The sequence below is a fragment of the Kineosporia corallincola genome (genome assembly GCF_018499875.1).
Lineage (GTDB): Bacteria > Actinomycetota > Actinomycetes > Actinomycetales > Kineosporiaceae > Kineosporia > Kineosporia corallincola.
This window is the reverse complement of the sequence record NZ_JAHBAY010000025.1, coordinates 23,329-38,117: the sequence shown is the minus strand read 5'-3', so window position 1 is coordinate 38,117 and position 14,789 is coordinate 23,329. Positions and strand designations below refer to the sequence as shown.

Sequence of the window (14,789 nt, the reverse complement as noted above, 5' to 3'; positions counted from 1 at the left end):
GGTGGCGGCGTGCTGGGCCACCAGGAGGTATGGGGCGCCGGGGGCGAATCGTTGGTCCAGCGTGGCGAACGCCTGAGCCGGGTGCGGGGCGTCGCGTAGCTGGTGTGGGGTGAGTCCGTTCTGAGCGGTGACGTCTGGGGTGACCGGTGCGAAGTCCGGGGGCCGGATCAGGGAGGTGCTGCGCCCGGCTTCCGTCCAGACCCCGTGGCGGTGGCGCAGGGCCAGGGCGGCGACCTCGATGGGCTGGGCCGGGTAGCCCGTGGGCGTGGTCGCCTCGAAGTCGATGACCACGAACGTTGTTGCTAGAAAGGCGGGATCTTCGGTCAGGCGCCCCATGCGTCCCCCGTTCTCGCGGCGTCTGTATGGCGTGCAGGTGCCGTGCAGGTCGTGCTGGCGCGTGGCCGCTGCTGGTTGTCTTCGCAAACACGATCGTTCCAGCTCAGAGGGGCACTTTTCGTGTTTCGGCCGCTAGAACGTAGCTAGGTGAACAGTCAGGGTTAGCTTCAGGATCGCCAAGCGCTGCCGGCTGAGGATCTGCTGGCGGCTTCGGAGCCTGTGGCGGGGATCACGCAGCCGCCGTCCAGGTGCAGTCTTAGTTTGCTGGGGCAGCACTCGGGTGGCTTAGGGACGGCTACGCCTAGCGAGCGGATCCTGTGATTGAGCTGAGGTTTCGCCGGGTCCTTCTTGCATTCTGCTGTGGCTCCTGCCGGATGGGCTAGCGGGTGCCTAGGAGGATGTTCGTGGGTGGGAAGCTGATCGTGCTGGATGGCCGTCGTGCTCTGTGGGCGCGGGTGGTCATCGCGGTGATGGCGCTCGTGGCTGTCATGGCGGGGCAGATCGTGGCGGTGTCCGGTGCTGCTTATGCGGCTAGTGCTCCGGGTGCTCCGACGGGTCTGACCGGGACGGGCGGAGTTTCGCAGGTCGGGTTGCGCTGGAAGGCGCCAACGAGCACCGGTGGCGCTGCGATCTCGGACTACATCGTCCAGTACCGCCTCAGCAGCGTCAGTTCCTGGTCCACGTTCGCCGACGGCACGTCCACCACGCTGGCGGCGACGGTGACGGGGCTGACGAACGGCAGCGCGTACACGTTCCAGGTCGCGGCGAAGAACTCAGCTGGGACCGGCGCATACTCCTCCACGGTTTCGGCTACTCCGGCGGCCACGGCTCCCGGCGCGCCCACCGGGGTCGGTGTTGTGTCCGGTGCGGGGCAGCTGAATGTGTCGTGGACGGCTCCGGCCAGCTCGGGCGGGACAGCGATCAGTGACTACGTGATCCAGTACAAGCTTGTGTCGGCATCGTCGTGGACGACGTTCGCCGACGGTACCTCGACGAGCACATCGGCCGTGGTGAAGCCGCTGACGAACGGTTCGTCGTATGACGTTCGGGTGGCTGCGGTCAACTCCTCCGGGACGAGCGCCTATTCGTCTACGGCGACGGGCACGCCGCAAGCGGCGGCGGGTGCACCGACGGCTCTGGCGTTGACGCCCGGTGCTGGGCAGATGGGGGCGTCCTGGAAGGCTCCGGCGGATAACGGTGGCGCGGCGATCACCGATTACTCGCTCCAGTACCGGGCTTCGGGTGTTTCCTCCTGGTCGACGTTCACGCACACGGCCTCGACGGCGACGCAGGCCACGGTTACGGGCTTGTCGAACGGAACTGCCTACGACGTTCGGGTGGCAGCTGTCACCTCGGTCGGGACGGGAACCTACACGGCGACCGCGACCGCGACCCCGCAGACGACGCCGGACACGCCCACCGGCCTGAACCTGGCTGGCGGTAACGGGACGCTGGACGTCACCTGGTCGGCTCCGACAGGTACAGGCGGTTCGGCGATCACGGACTACGTGGTCCAGTACAAGCTGGCTTCCGCGTCTTCCTGGTCGACGTTTACCCATGATCCGTCCACGACCCTGAAGGCGAAACTGACCGGCCTGACGAACGGGTCGAGCTACACCGTTCGGGTCGCCGCGGTGAATGCCCAGGGTACGGGCGCCTACTCGACCTCAGCTACCGGTGCGCCGGCCGCGATGATTCCCGATGCGCCCGCGGCTCTGGCAGCGGATGCCGGTCCCAGCCGGCTCACGCTGTCCTGGACAGCCCCGGCCAGCGACGGCGGCTCGGCCATCTCCGACTACGCGGTCCAGTACAAGCTGTCCTCGGCCTCAACCTGGACGACGTTCACGCACACCGCGTCCACCTCGCCGAAGGCGACGATCACGTCCCTGGTCAATGGATCCAGCTACGACGTTCGTGTGGCCGCGGTCAACAGCGTTGGCACGGGATCGTATTCGGCGACGGTCTCTGCTGCCCCGCATGCTGCTGCTGGGCAGGTCGTGCGGTCGACAGTGACGATCTCACCGGCGGCCGTGAGCACCTTCGCAGGATCAGGGGCCCAGGGCACGGACGACGGGACAGCGAGCACGGCAATGCTGAACAACCCGTACGGGCTGCGCATCGTCGGGGCGTTCGGATACTTCTTCGACAACAACCGCCTGCGCAAGATCGACATGGCGTCCGGCGCGGTGACTACTATCTCGGCCACTGACAGCACGACCTGCGCCGACTCCAGCAACCCCACGCAGGCCATGGGCCCGGGCGGGCAGCTGGTGGATGATGGTGCTTTCTTGTACTGGGTTTCGCTGTGTGGGAACGACCCGAGCCACAGCATGCTGCGCAGCATGGACCTCGCCTCCGGTGCGGTCACGAAGGTTTCTGATGCTCCGTACGCCACGGCCGTGACCGTGGGCCCGGGCGGCACGCTGTATGTCGCCGCCGGTCCCACACCGGACTCGGGCACCAGTGCTCTGCTGCAGAAGGTCGACACCGTCAGCCAGACGCTGTCCACGGTGGCCAGCATCAATGCGCTGGACGGGATGAGCGCCGCCCGGATCGGGGCCTTGACCAGTGACGCCACCCGCTTGTGGGCCACCGTCGCAAGCTCCACCAGCAGCAGCGATGCCCGGGTCATCCAGATCGATCCCAGCACCGGAACGACCACGCTCCTGGCCGGTTCGGTCCGGTCGAACACGAATACCGCCCTGTCCGGCGACACCCTGCTCTCGGCCGGCGACTACCTCTATGCCACCAGCGGGGTCTTCTCCGACAGCAGCCAGAACGGCTCCCGTAACGTCCAGGTCGCGCGACTGACCAAGTCCAACGGCGCCTGGACAATCATCGCCGGAATGGACCTTCAGGGATACCGCGACAGCACCGGCGCCGCGGCCCTGTTCGGCACGCTCAGCAGCATCGACACCGACGGCAACGCCCTCTACGTCACCGATGCAGGTGATCACCGTATCCGTAAGCTGGTGCAGGGAACCGCACTGCCGGTGACCACACCGACACGTCCGAATCTTTCGGTCTCACCGGCCAAGGTCTCGACATTCGCCGGCTCAGGAACGCAAGGGTCGGACGACGGCTCGAGCAGCAACGCCACCCTCTCCAGCCCTCTCGGTCTGCACGTGGTCGACGGGTACGGGTACTTCTTCGACGCCGGGCGCCTGCGCAAGGTGAACATGTCGACCGGAGCCATCACGACCGTGTGGACCCGCAGCGCGAATGTGCTGTGTGACGACAGCCAGGACCCCGCGACCGCGAGCGGCTCTCTGGCCAAGGGCCAGATGACCGACGACGGGACCTTCCTGTACTGGGTCTCGGACTGCTACCAGCGTGACACCTGGTGGAACCCAACGATCTTCAGGACCCTGGTCCGGCGTATGGATCTGAGCACCGGGACGGTCTCGACCGTTGCCGCGGTGCCCGGCGCGACGGCTGTGACGATGGGCCCAGGCAACGTGCTGTACGTGGCGTCCCAGCCGTCCGGCAGCACCAAGACGCTGCTGCAGAAGATCGACACCGTCAACCAGACCCTCACGACCGTCACCACCATCCAGCCGATCGACGGTATGAGCGGTGCCCTGCTGGACGCGATGACCAGCGATGCCACCAGCCTGTGGGCGACCGTCAGCAGCTCCAGCGGCAGCACCGATGTACGGGTCATCAAGATCGACCCCAGCACCTGGGCCACGACCGTTCTTGCCGGCTCGGCACGTCAGGACACCACGGCTGCGCTCACCGGGGACACCCTGGTCTCGGCCGGCGACTACCTCTACGCCTCCAGCGGCATCTTCTCCGACAGCAGCCGCAACGGCGATCGAAACGTCCAGGTAGCGCGCCTGTCCAAGTCTGACGGGTCATGGTCCACGATCGCCGGAACCGATGTTCACGGCTACCGCGACGCCAACGGCAGCACAGCCCTTTTCGGGAAAATCACGGGCCTGGACGTTGACGGCAGCGCCATCTATGCCGTGGACTCGGGGAACTACCGGATTCGCAAACTGGTCCAGGGCAACGCCCTGCCGGTCACCACGCCGACACGCGCCAATCTCTCGATCTCACCGGCCAAGGTCACGACCTTCGCCGGGTCAGGCACCCAGGGATCCGACGACGGTTCGAGCAGCAATGCCACTCTGTCCAACCCTCTGGGCCTGCATGTGGTCGACGGCTTCGGGTACTTCTTCGATGCCGGGCGCCTGCGCAAGGTGAACATGTCGACCGGGGCCGTGACGACCGTATGGACCCGCGCCGCGAATGTGCTGTGTGACGATAGCCAGGACCCCGCGACCGCGAGCGGCTCTCTGGCCAAGGGTCAGATGAGCGACGACGGGGCCTTCCTGTACTGGGTCTCGGACTGCTACCAGCGCGACACATCATGGAACCCGACCGTTTTCAAGACCCTGGTCCGGCGCATGAACCTGGACACCGGCACCGTCTCGACCGTTGCCGCCGTGCCTGGTGCGACAGCCCTGACGATGGGCCCGGGCAACCTCCTCTACGTGGCGTCCCAGCCGTCCGGCAGCACCAACACGCTGCTGCAGAAGATCGACACCGTCAACCAGACCCTCACGACCGTGGCCACCATCCAGCCACTCAACGGTATGAGCGGTGCCCGGATCGGTGCCCTGACCAGCGATGCCACCAGTCTGTGGGCTAGCATAGCCAGCTCGGCCGGCAGCAGCGACGCCAGGGTCATCAAGATCGCCCCTACAACTGGGGCCGCCACGGTTCTGCTGGGGTCGATCAGGAACGACACGAGTGCGGCCCTGACCGGGGACACCCTGGTCTCGGCCGGTGACTACCTCTACGGCTCCAGCGGCATCTTTTCCGAGAGCACCCGCAACGGGTACAGCAACGTGCAGATCGCCCGCCTGGCCAAGACCGACGGCACCTGGTCGACGATCGCCGGCACCGACCTGCAGGGATACCGCGACGACACCGGAGCCTCGGCCCTGCTCGGCACGATCACCGGCATCGATGTCACCGACGACGGCATCTACGTCACCGACGCCAGCAGCAGAGTCATCCGGAAACTCGCACAAGGCACGCCCCTGCCGTCGAATCCCCCTGCCCGTGACAGTGCCTCGGTCTCGCCGGCTGCTATCTCCAGCTTCGCCGGATCGGACTCCGGCGACCTGGCGGACGGCACCGGCACGGACGCGGGCATGAACCAGCCGGCCGGCCTGCACATCGTCGACGGCTACGGATACTTCTTCGCCAACAACCGGATGCGGAAGATCCGCATGTCCACCGGGGCGGTCACGACCGTCTGGACCGGCAACACCAGCCTCCGCTGCGACGACACCGTCAACCCCGCCACCGCAACCGGTTCCCTGCTGACGGGGCAGATCACCGACGACGGGTCCTTCCTGTACTGGGTCTCGGACTGCTACCAGAACGACACGTGGAACAACCCGACCCTGCTCAGGACCCTGGTGCGGCGGATGAACCTCAGCACCGGAACCGTGTCCACCCTGGCCGCTGTCCCGAACGCGACCGCCGTGACGGTCGGCCCGGATGGCGCCGTGTACGTCGCCTCGTCCCCGACTGGGAGCAGCAACGCCCTGCTGCAGCGTATCGACCCCATCAACCAGATTCCCGTCACCCTCACCACCATCGCCCCGCCGACCGGCATGAGCGACACGCGGGTCTATGCCCTGGCCGGTGACTCCACCGGGCTGTGGGCAGGCATCACCAGCCTGAACGGCAAGCAGGCGATCCTGAAGATCGACGCCGCCAATGGCGGCACCACCACCTTCTACACCGGGTACACCACAGGCGCCGACACCTCTGCCCTGGTCGTCGCCGGCTCCTACCTTTACGGGCAGTACGCCTGGCAGAACGTCTCCTATCACGCCGAAACCGGCAACGTCGGTGTCTCGACCGTCAACGGACTCGGACGCTGGAACAAGACCACCGGGGACTTCACCCGCATCCTGGCCCCCACCGGAGCCGACCTGGCCATCCCCGTCCCCGGCGGAACCTCCAGCACCACCCCCTTGCAGATCAACGGCCTGGACGCCGACGGCTCGAACCTGTACCTGAGCAGCAAGTCCGGGACCCGGATCTTCAAACTCCGCTACACCCCACCCCTGCCTCCCACACCGGCCCAGGCCGTCGGCGGTAGCAACCCCTCCGTCAACACCGACTGCTCCTGCTCGGTCGGCTCCCCGGTCGACCTCGACACCGGCGCACAGTGGGACACCACGACGGACCTGCTGATCCCCGGCCGCGGCATTCCGCTGCAGCTCGCACGCACCTACGACACCCGCCGCGCGACCACCAACGGCCGTATGGGCTACGGCTGGAACGACTCCTACAACTGGAAGCTGACCGTCGACACCAGCAACGGCCCCCAAGCCGGCTGGGTCGCCATCCGCCAGGACAACGGCTCCGAAGCTACCTTCCTCCCCCCGGCCGGCAACGCGCCGCTCGGCACGAACGGCCTGCCCACCGGCCCCTACACCTCCGCACCCGGCGTACTGTCCACGCTCGTCCGCAACAGCGACGGCACCTGGACCCTGACCATCGACCAGCGCACCACGTACACCTTCGACGACGGCGGCCGCCTGACCGCCATCACCGACCTCAACGGCTACCGCACCGCCCTGGCCTACGACAGCTCAGGCCGGCTGACCACAGTCACCGACCCGGCCGGGCGAACCCTGACCTACACCTACGACGCCAGCAACCGGATCCAGACCATCACCGACCCCGCCAACCGGGTCCTGACCTACACCTACGACTCCGCCGGAAACCTGGCCTCGGTCACAAACCTGGCTGGCGGCCACTGGACCATGGCCTACGACAGCGCCCACCTGCTGACCGGCATGACCGACCCCCGTGGCAACACCACGACCACCGTCTACACCGACGGGAAGGTGAGCGCGCAGACCGACCGGCGCGGGAAGACCACGACCTTCGACTACGGCACCACCAACGCCAACGGCGACCACATCACCACTATCACCCGGCCCACCGGCACGAAGGACAGCTACACCTACGAAAGTGGGCGCCGCACCGCCACCACCAGGGCCGCCGGCACCCCCGACGCCTCGACTCAGACGTTCACCTACGACCCGGCCACCAACGCGATGGCCTCGGTCACCGACAACGCCGGCAACACCACCACCTACACCTACGACGAGCGCGGCAACCAGACCAGCGCCACCGACGCCCTCGGGCACGTCACCCGCACCACCTACAACGCGCTGAACCTGCCCCTCGCCGTCACCGACGCCTCCGGCTTCACCACGACCAGTACCTACGACAGTGCGGGCCGCCTCCTGAGCGTCTCGCGTCCCCTCACCGGCACATCCGGCGGCTCTGCTGGTTCGACGGTGATCTCCAGCACCTACACCTACGGTGACTCCGCGCACCCGGGGGACCTGACCTCGACCACAGACGCCGACGGCAAGACCACGACGTTCACCTACGACGCCGACGGTGACCAGGCCACCGTCACAGATCCCAGCGGCCGGACCACCACGACCACGCACAACACGGTCGGGTGGCAGACGAGTGTGACCACCCCGGGCGGGCATACCATCACCTACAGCAACTTCACCACCGGGGGGCAGCCGGGCACGGTCACCGACGCCTTGGGGCACCAGACCCGGTACCTGTACGACAACAACGGCAACACCACCGACGTCACCGACGCCGAGAACCGCCAGACCACCACCACGTACAACGAGAACGACCAGCCGACCCAGGTCACCCTCAACGGTGCGATCCAGTCGACGGCCACCTACGACGGCGACGGTAACCAGGTCACCAGCACCGACGCCCTCGGCCACACCACCACGACCACCTACGACGGCCTCAACCGCCCCACCGCAACCACCGACGCTCTCAGTCACAGCACCCACTACGGGTACAACACCGCCGGCGACCAGACCACCGTCACCGACGCAAGCGGGCACACCACCACGACCACCTACGACGCGGACCACCAGGCCGTCAGAGTCACCACCCCCGAGAACCGGACCGTCACCAGCACCTATGACGCCCTGGGTCGGGTCACCGCCAGCACCGACGCCGCCAACCGGGTCACCGCCACCAGCTACGACAGCCTCGGTCGGCGCACCCAGACCGCGGAGGGCACCACCGCGCAGCAGCAGTCCGGAACCCTGTCGGTCACCCAGAAATGGACCTACGACCATGTCGGTAACATCCTGACCTCCACCGACGGTGTCAAAGGCACCACCACCTACACCCGCGACGACGCAGGCCGCGCCACCACCGTCACCGACCCCCTCGGCCGGGTAACGAGCCTGACCTACGACGCCGACGGCAACCAGATCACAACGACCAAGCCCGACCACAGCGTCACCACCACCAGTTACGACGCCGACGGCCAGGTCACCGGGATCGACTACCCCACCGGCACGCCCGACGTCGGCTACACCTACGACGCCACCGGCCGCCGCGTCTCCATGAGCGACGACACCGGAACCACCAGCTACACGTACAACACCCGCGGCCAGCTCACCGGCACTATCCACGGAACCGGGCCTTCCGCAACCACTCTCACCTACACCTATGACGCCGCCGGCCGTCGCACCACCGTCATCTACCCCGGCACCGGCCACACCCTCACCTACGGCTACGACGATGCCGATCGGATGACCAGCGTCACTGACTGGGCCAACCGCACCACCACCTACACCTACAACATCAACGACACTCTCAAGGCCACCGCCCTGCCCAACGGCGTGACGACCAGTTACGGCTACGACGCCTCCGGCCTGACCACTGCCATCACCAGCACTAGCAACACCGGCGGAACGTCCAGCAGTCCGAGCATGGTGGTGGACCTGCGCTACACCTACGACAACACCGGCCTACTCACCGACACCCGCGATGTCACCGACCCGGCCAACCCTGTCGATCACGCCTACACCTGGGACTCCCGATCCCGCCTCAGCGCAATCACGAGCGCCAGCAGCAGTCCGGGCACGGGAACCATCACCTTCGACGCGGCCAACCGCCTGACCACCAACCTCGGCACCAGCTACACCCTCGACGCCGCCGGCCAGCTGACCACCTCCACCACCCCCGCCACCGGCACCACGGCCGCCAGCAGCGGTACGTACACATACAACGACCTGGGCCAGCGCACCAAGACCGTCACCACCACCGGTTCGACCAGCACGACCAAGACCTACGGGTACAACGCCGACGACAAGCTCACCAGCTACACCGACACTGCAGTCGCTGGCCTGAGCCTGGCGTACACATACGACGGAGACGGGCTGCGCGCCAGCAAAACCCGCACCGCCGCCGCCCAGACCACCACCAGCACCTACCTGTGGGACACCAGCGCCAGCCTGCCCCTGATGCTGGAAGACGGCGACAGCTACTACCTGTACGGCAACGCCTCCAGCCCTTACGCCCAGATCAGCACCACCACCGGAGCCATTACCTACCTCCAGGCCGACGTCAACGGCTCCACCGTCGCAACTACGGACGCCACCGGAACCCGCACCGGCACCTGGACATACGACCCGTACGGCGCTATCACACGATCCACTGGCGTCGGTCAGACCCCGTTCAAATACGCTGGCGAATACCGTGACACTGACACAGGATTCACTTACCTGCGAGCCCGCGACTACGACCCCGCCACCGGTTCCCTGTTGACGCGAGACCCACTCGAACAAATCACGAACAGCCCCTACGGCTACGTGAGTGGCAACCCGCTCCAGTACGGAGATCCCACAGGCCTTTGCAACTGGTGGCTCTGGCAATGCGGGGGAGCAATGAGCGACCTCGGAAAATCGGCGGCCACCTCTGCTGTCAACGTAGGACGGGGAGCAACCGGAGGACTCACCGACGACATCGCCAACTTCATCAGCCCCGGGGCCAGCTGCACTGTGGACTCGTCGAGCGCATGGGCCCGGGTCGCCTACGGGAGCGGTCTGGCCGGTAGCCTTCTGACAGGCGCTGGAGAGAAAGCCATCCTCGGGCGATCGGGCAGCGAGATCGCTAAGCCCGCGGTAAGTTGGTCAGAAAGAGCTTTCACCAACCGATGGATCGGCGTTGATTCGCCAGCCTTGGGGCATAAATTCGCGAGAGGTGCGCCTGGCTTCTTGAACAGGCCTGGCTCCCGTCTTAAGTTGGGTTGGTCCGCCGGGCCCAACAAGGGTGGCGGCTGGGAGATTAGGATTGGGGTCGGCGTCAACCCGGAAAAGCCTAACCAGGCTCTATATCACGGACATATTCCGGCTATTCATGTTCCCAACAATGTGGCCAACCCGATCCTGAGTACGATCAGGACGCTGAGGGGACTCTAGGCGTATGAGCGAGGCCGAACGAAAAGCGTCCGAGGCGATCCTGCGTATCTTCAACGATGAACTGATTGCCCTGGGCGAGACGCCGATACGTGAGAATGCCTCCTTTCGCGAGGATGATGCCTATCTTGGCATCTTCCCCGTGTACCATCTCGAAATGGAGAACGTTGCTCCTCTGACGTTCCTCTTCGGTTCTGTTTTTGATGTATCGCTTGGACCATTCACTGAGCTCGTGCAATTTGATATGAACGACTATGACGATTTGATCTTGCGTGCGACGATCCGTCGTCTCCTGATGTCCTGTGTCACGGTGAGGAGTGCGCTTTGGGCGATAGCCATCGAGCTGACTCTTCCTGGTCAAGCCAAGCCATGGTCACGGCACTGGATCCAAGGGCATAGGCAGGGAAAAAGTCTCGTCGGGACATATCAACCTTTCATTCAAGACCCCCCTCATTGATTGTCGGCCTCCGGTGGTCGAGGGCGATATCGAAGCATGCTTCGACGAGATCTCGCACCAGCCCGAGGATTTCGCTAGCTGAGGGCCCAAGTTCGGCAAACAAGTGAGAGTGCCTGTCCGGTACTGCATTTCTGATCTTGTCGAGGGATCAGGTGCGCGACCGGAAGGCACTCTCAGGGTGAATCGTAGCGTGGGCGGGTAGACGATGGTCACGACTGACGGAACGGGTGTGGTCAGTCATGCCGGGATGTCGCTGTTGCGGGAACTGGCCGAGCGGACCGGGCTGCGGGCTGGTCTCTCGGAAGCAGCCGACGGTTTGCGTATCCGCAGGTCAGATCCTCGCGCGCATGATCCGGGGCAGGTCCTGACCGATCTGGCGCTGATGCTGGCCGACGGCGGTGAGGCGATCAGTGACATCGCCGGCCTGGCCGCGCAGCCTGGACTGCATGGGCCGGTGGCGTCCGGGGTGACGGCCTGGCGGGTCCTGAACGGTCTGGACGAGCGGATGCTGGCCGAGGCGAACGCTGCTCGGGCGGGCGCGGGCGTGGTGGGCCCGCGCCGAGCAGAGCGGGGTGATGATGCCGGCGGCGTTCGCGGCGGGCCGGGCGAGGGACTGTCCTGAGAAGGGTGTAACGCGGTCCGGCCTGATCTGCCGATCTTGAGTGATTCGCGGACATGAGTAGGACATGTCCGACAGTGACGGTCTCCCGGGGACTGTCCGGCTAGCCGGACAGTCCTCCCGGCACAACGATCAGCGCGTGCAAGATCCTGGGATGATCGCCCAAGTGTGCCGACGTGGAGCGGGCTTCGATCTCGTCCTGCCACGCGATCGGCGTGACGCCGGGTGCGGAGAGATGAAGAACGCCGTCACGGTTTGTTCCCGACTTCGGCCCCGCAGACCCGCTCGACCAGATGCCGCCAGGCCCAGTGCCGCCCTCTTCGGGCCTGCTGGCACTCATTCTCGGTATCGGTCATGATCCGCGCGTGCAGGCGGCCCACTGCCGCGGGGCGAAGCGGTCGGTGAAGTGCCGGCGCACTGGCTCATCTTTGGTACCGGGTCAATGATCACGAGAGCGCGGCGGCCGGCTTTCAGTCCGGTCGCTGCGCTCGGCGCCGGGCTGAACGCCGAAGGTGCTGAAGCCGCGCGAGAGTTGCGGGCGGTAGGTCTTCTTCGATGTCGCCGTCGTGGGCGGTGATCAGGCGCTGGAGCCACCAGTCGGCTTCGGTGTGGTGTTCGCGGGCCGTGGCGGCGGCGATGAGGTCGAGGTGGGTGATGTCGTCGTTGCTGCCGGCGAGGATGGCGATGCGGGAGGCTTTTTCGGCGCGGTCGGGTTGGTGTGCGGTGAGCCAGTGTGCGGCGAGGGTGTGGGCGGTGTCGGTGATCAGGGCGGTCAGGTCGCTGTGCAGCGGGGTGAGGGTGAGCCAGTCGTAGCCGTTGCGGCGGCGTCCGTCGAGGATGCGGCCGGTGACGAGGGTGAGGGCGGTTTCGAGGTCGGGGATGGCGGCGGGGCCGCGGGCGATGGCTCGGGTGCGCAGGCGGCGGGCGAGGTCGGCGTCGGTGAGGAGTCCGTCGATGCGGTGGGTGGTGCGCTGGGAGGTGCCGGGCCGGCCTTCGGGTAGGTAGTGGGCGCCGGTGTCGGGGTCGGTGCCGAGCCAGCGGCGCACGGCGCTGATGGCTTGGCGGGGTTGGTTGCCGGCGGCTTTGTTGAGGGCGTCGTCGGGCCACAGGAGTTCGGCGAGCTGGTCGTAGGACAGGCCTTCGGGGTGGGCGGAGAGCAGGACGACGATTTCGGTCCACCAGGGGATGCGGTGTCCGCGTGGTGGCAGGTTTCCGTTGGCGCGGACGTGGATGGGGCCGAGCAGGCTCAGGCGGGGGCGGGGGCAGTTCTGGCTGTGCCACAGGTGCAGGTCGTGGTCCAGGCCGGGGTCGGTGTCGAGGGCTTGTTGCTGGGTGGGGGTCAGGGGTGGGGCGATGGTGTCCTGGTCGTGGCCGGTGATGCCGGTGGCCGCGGTGATCTGGGTGCGGGTGTGGGTGTGCAGCAGCGAGACCTGCGCGGAGGGTGCCGAGGCGGGTGGGTCGGGTGGTGTGGGGATGGGGGTGCCGAGGACGTCGATGGTCGGGTTCTGCGGGCTGGTGCTGGTCTCGGGGGTGTGTGGGGGTGGTGTGCGGGTGGCGGGGGCGTTGGCTTCTTCGAGGGCGGGGCGGATGGGGTGCAGGGCCTGGTCGCTGAGGCCGGCGGCGGTCAGGGGTGTGCCGGTGATGCTGGTGTGCAGCAGGCCGGTGGCGTCCACGACGAGGCGGACTTCGTCGGGCCGGGCGGAGGCCAGGTCGCTGGTCAGGATGAGCTGTGTTGGGTGAGCGGGTGCTGCTGGTGGCGCGGGGCTGGTGGCCGGGTGGATCTGGTCGAGGATGCGCAGGGTCGCTGGCGTGGCGGGATCGTTCGTGGCCGCTGCGGCCGTGGCACGGTGGGTGAGGGCGCTCAGCTCCGTGAGTTCCTGTGTCGCGGAGTGAATTTCTGTCCGGGTGCCGGTGGGGTCCTGGGACAGGATCATGGCGCGGACCAGGTGGGTGGCGGTGTCGGCGGGGCCGATGACGCGCAGGGCATGGATGGCGTTGAGGTTCAGGAGCCATACGTCGTCGTGTTCGGGGCTGGGACGGCGCCCGGGAGTGTGGGTGGTGCTGGTGCCGATCCAGGTCCATTGTTCGGTGGTGCGATGTGTGCTGTGCGGGGCGGCGTCCTCATCCTCGGCGGCGAGGTTGGTGTCGTTGCTGGTGTCGGTGGTGGCCCACAGCGGGGTGTGGAGGGTCCAGGTGCCGGTCTGGGTGTCTTGGTGCCAGGGCTGTGGTGGTTTCCGGTCGGGTTCGGTGATGATCATGTCGAGGCTCGCGTAGTCGACACGGACCGCCAGAATGCTTACTGGTGGCTCGTTTTGGGCGGACAGAGCGTGGTGCAGGTCGGCCAGCGTCCGGTGCAGGTGCTCGCGTAGGGCTTCGGCGACGCGGGATCCGTCGCGCAGCCTCTGTTCCGTCTGCGCGATGCCGGGTGGCACCAGGGCTGGGAGGTGGCCGGGGCGGCGGGCGATGGCCTGGTGGTGGCGTCGGCGGCGGATGATCGAGGAGAGGGTCGCGGCGATCAGGCTCAGCCCGATCCCTGCTCCCATGCCGACGACGAAGTCGTCGCGTCGGTCGGTTGTTTCGTGTTCGTGCGGGGACGGCGCCTGATCGGCGCCGTGCGAGATGGGGGCTTTGGCGTGCACGAGCGTGATCGGGGCGCTGGTGGCGGCTGCGCGGGTGCCCAGGTCGGGTGGGGCTGGGTGTGGTGCGGCCAGGGCCACGGCGGGGACGGCCACGCCGGGTGTGGTCAGCAGGGCTGCCGCCACCAGGGTCTGGATGAGGTTGGGTCCGTTCGGCAGGCCCGGCATCACGGGTGAGGGCCGGTGCCGTATCTGGGCTCGGGTCTCGACGACGATCAGGAGCACGAAGTAGGCCCAGCCGGCCCAGGTCGCGCTGGCGCTCAGGTCGATCAGGACGTCCATCGACAGGTCGCCGACGCGCAGGGCGTCGAGGTCCGGTAGCGGGTTGCCGACGGCGGCGCTCAGGAGCAGGGGGACGCCGAACAGGATGACGGCCAGTGCGGCGGACGTCGTGATCGCCCGGATGTACAGCCTGGCCGGTGTCATCTCGCTCCTGTTCGCACGGG

4 protein-coding genes and 1 pseudogene are annotated in these 14,789 nt (G+C 66.9%); 3 read left to right on the top strand and 2 right to left on the bottom strand.

Going from position 1 to position 14,789, the window contains the following annotated elements; genetic code table 11:
- Positions 1-102 precede the first annotated feature (102 nt).
- Positions 103-336 (bottom strand): annotated as a pseudogene (locus tag KIH74_RS39425) (3'-5' exonuclease family protein); the annotation flags it as partial.
- A 398-nt stretch (positions 337-734) separates the two neighbouring features.
- Here KIH74_RS39425 and KIH74_RS35035 point away from each other — a divergent pair.
- The 3 genes from KIH74_RS35035 to KIH74_RS35025 all read left to right on the top strand — a co-directional run bounded on the left by KIH74_RS35035 (position 735) and on the right by KIH74_RS35025 (position 11,710).
- A complete protein-coding gene (locus KIH74_RS35035; RefSeq protein WP_372492175.1) occupies positions 735-10,634 on the top strand; it encodes a fibronectin type III domain-containing protein in 9,900 nt (3,299 codons plus the stop codon).
- Positions 10,635-10,638: 4 nt separating this feature from the next.
- Positions 10,639-11,088: a hypothetical protein gene (locus tag KIH74_RS35030; RefSeq protein ID WP_214160755.1), complete on the top strand. Its 450-nt coding sequence runs from the start codon at positions 10,639-10,641 to the stop codon at positions 11,086-11,088.
- Between the two features lie 205 nt (positions 11,089-11,293).
- Positions 11,294-11,710: a transposase gene (locus KIH74_RS35025; RefSeq protein ID WP_281431642.1), complete on the top strand. Its 417-nt coding sequence runs from the start codon at positions 11,294-11,296 to the stop codon at positions 11,708-11,710.
- Between the two features lie 467 nt (positions 11,711-12,177).
- Here the strand turns inward: KIH74_RS35025 and KIH74_RS35020 are convergent, their stop codons facing one another.
- Positions 12,178-14,769 (bottom strand): AfsR/SARP family transcriptional regulator, encoded by a 2,592-nt coding sequence (locus tag KIH74_RS35020; protein ID WP_214160753.1) that lies wholly within the window; start codon positions 14,767-14,769, stop codon positions 12,178-12,180.
- Positions 14,770-14,789: the final 20 nt, after the last annotated feature.

Bases quoted from the DNA above. Each gene is read 5' to 3' on its own strand.
- KIH74_RS35020 (WP_214160753.1), bottom strand. From the start codon at position 14,769: ATGACACCGGCCAGGCTGTACATCCGGGCGATCACGACGTCCGCCGCA.
- KIH74_RS35035 (WP_372492175.1), top strand. From the start codon at position 735: ATGTTCGTGGGTGGGAAGCTGATCGTGCTGGATGGCCGTCGTGCTCTG.
- KIH74_RS35030 (WP_214160755.1), top strand. From the start codon at position 10,639: ATGAGCGAGGCCGAACGAAAAGCGTCCGAGGCGATCCTGCGTATCTTC.
- KIH74_RS35025 (WP_281431642.1), top strand. From the start codon at position 11,294: ATGGTCACGACTGACGGAACGGGTGTGGTCAGTCATGCCGGGATGTCG.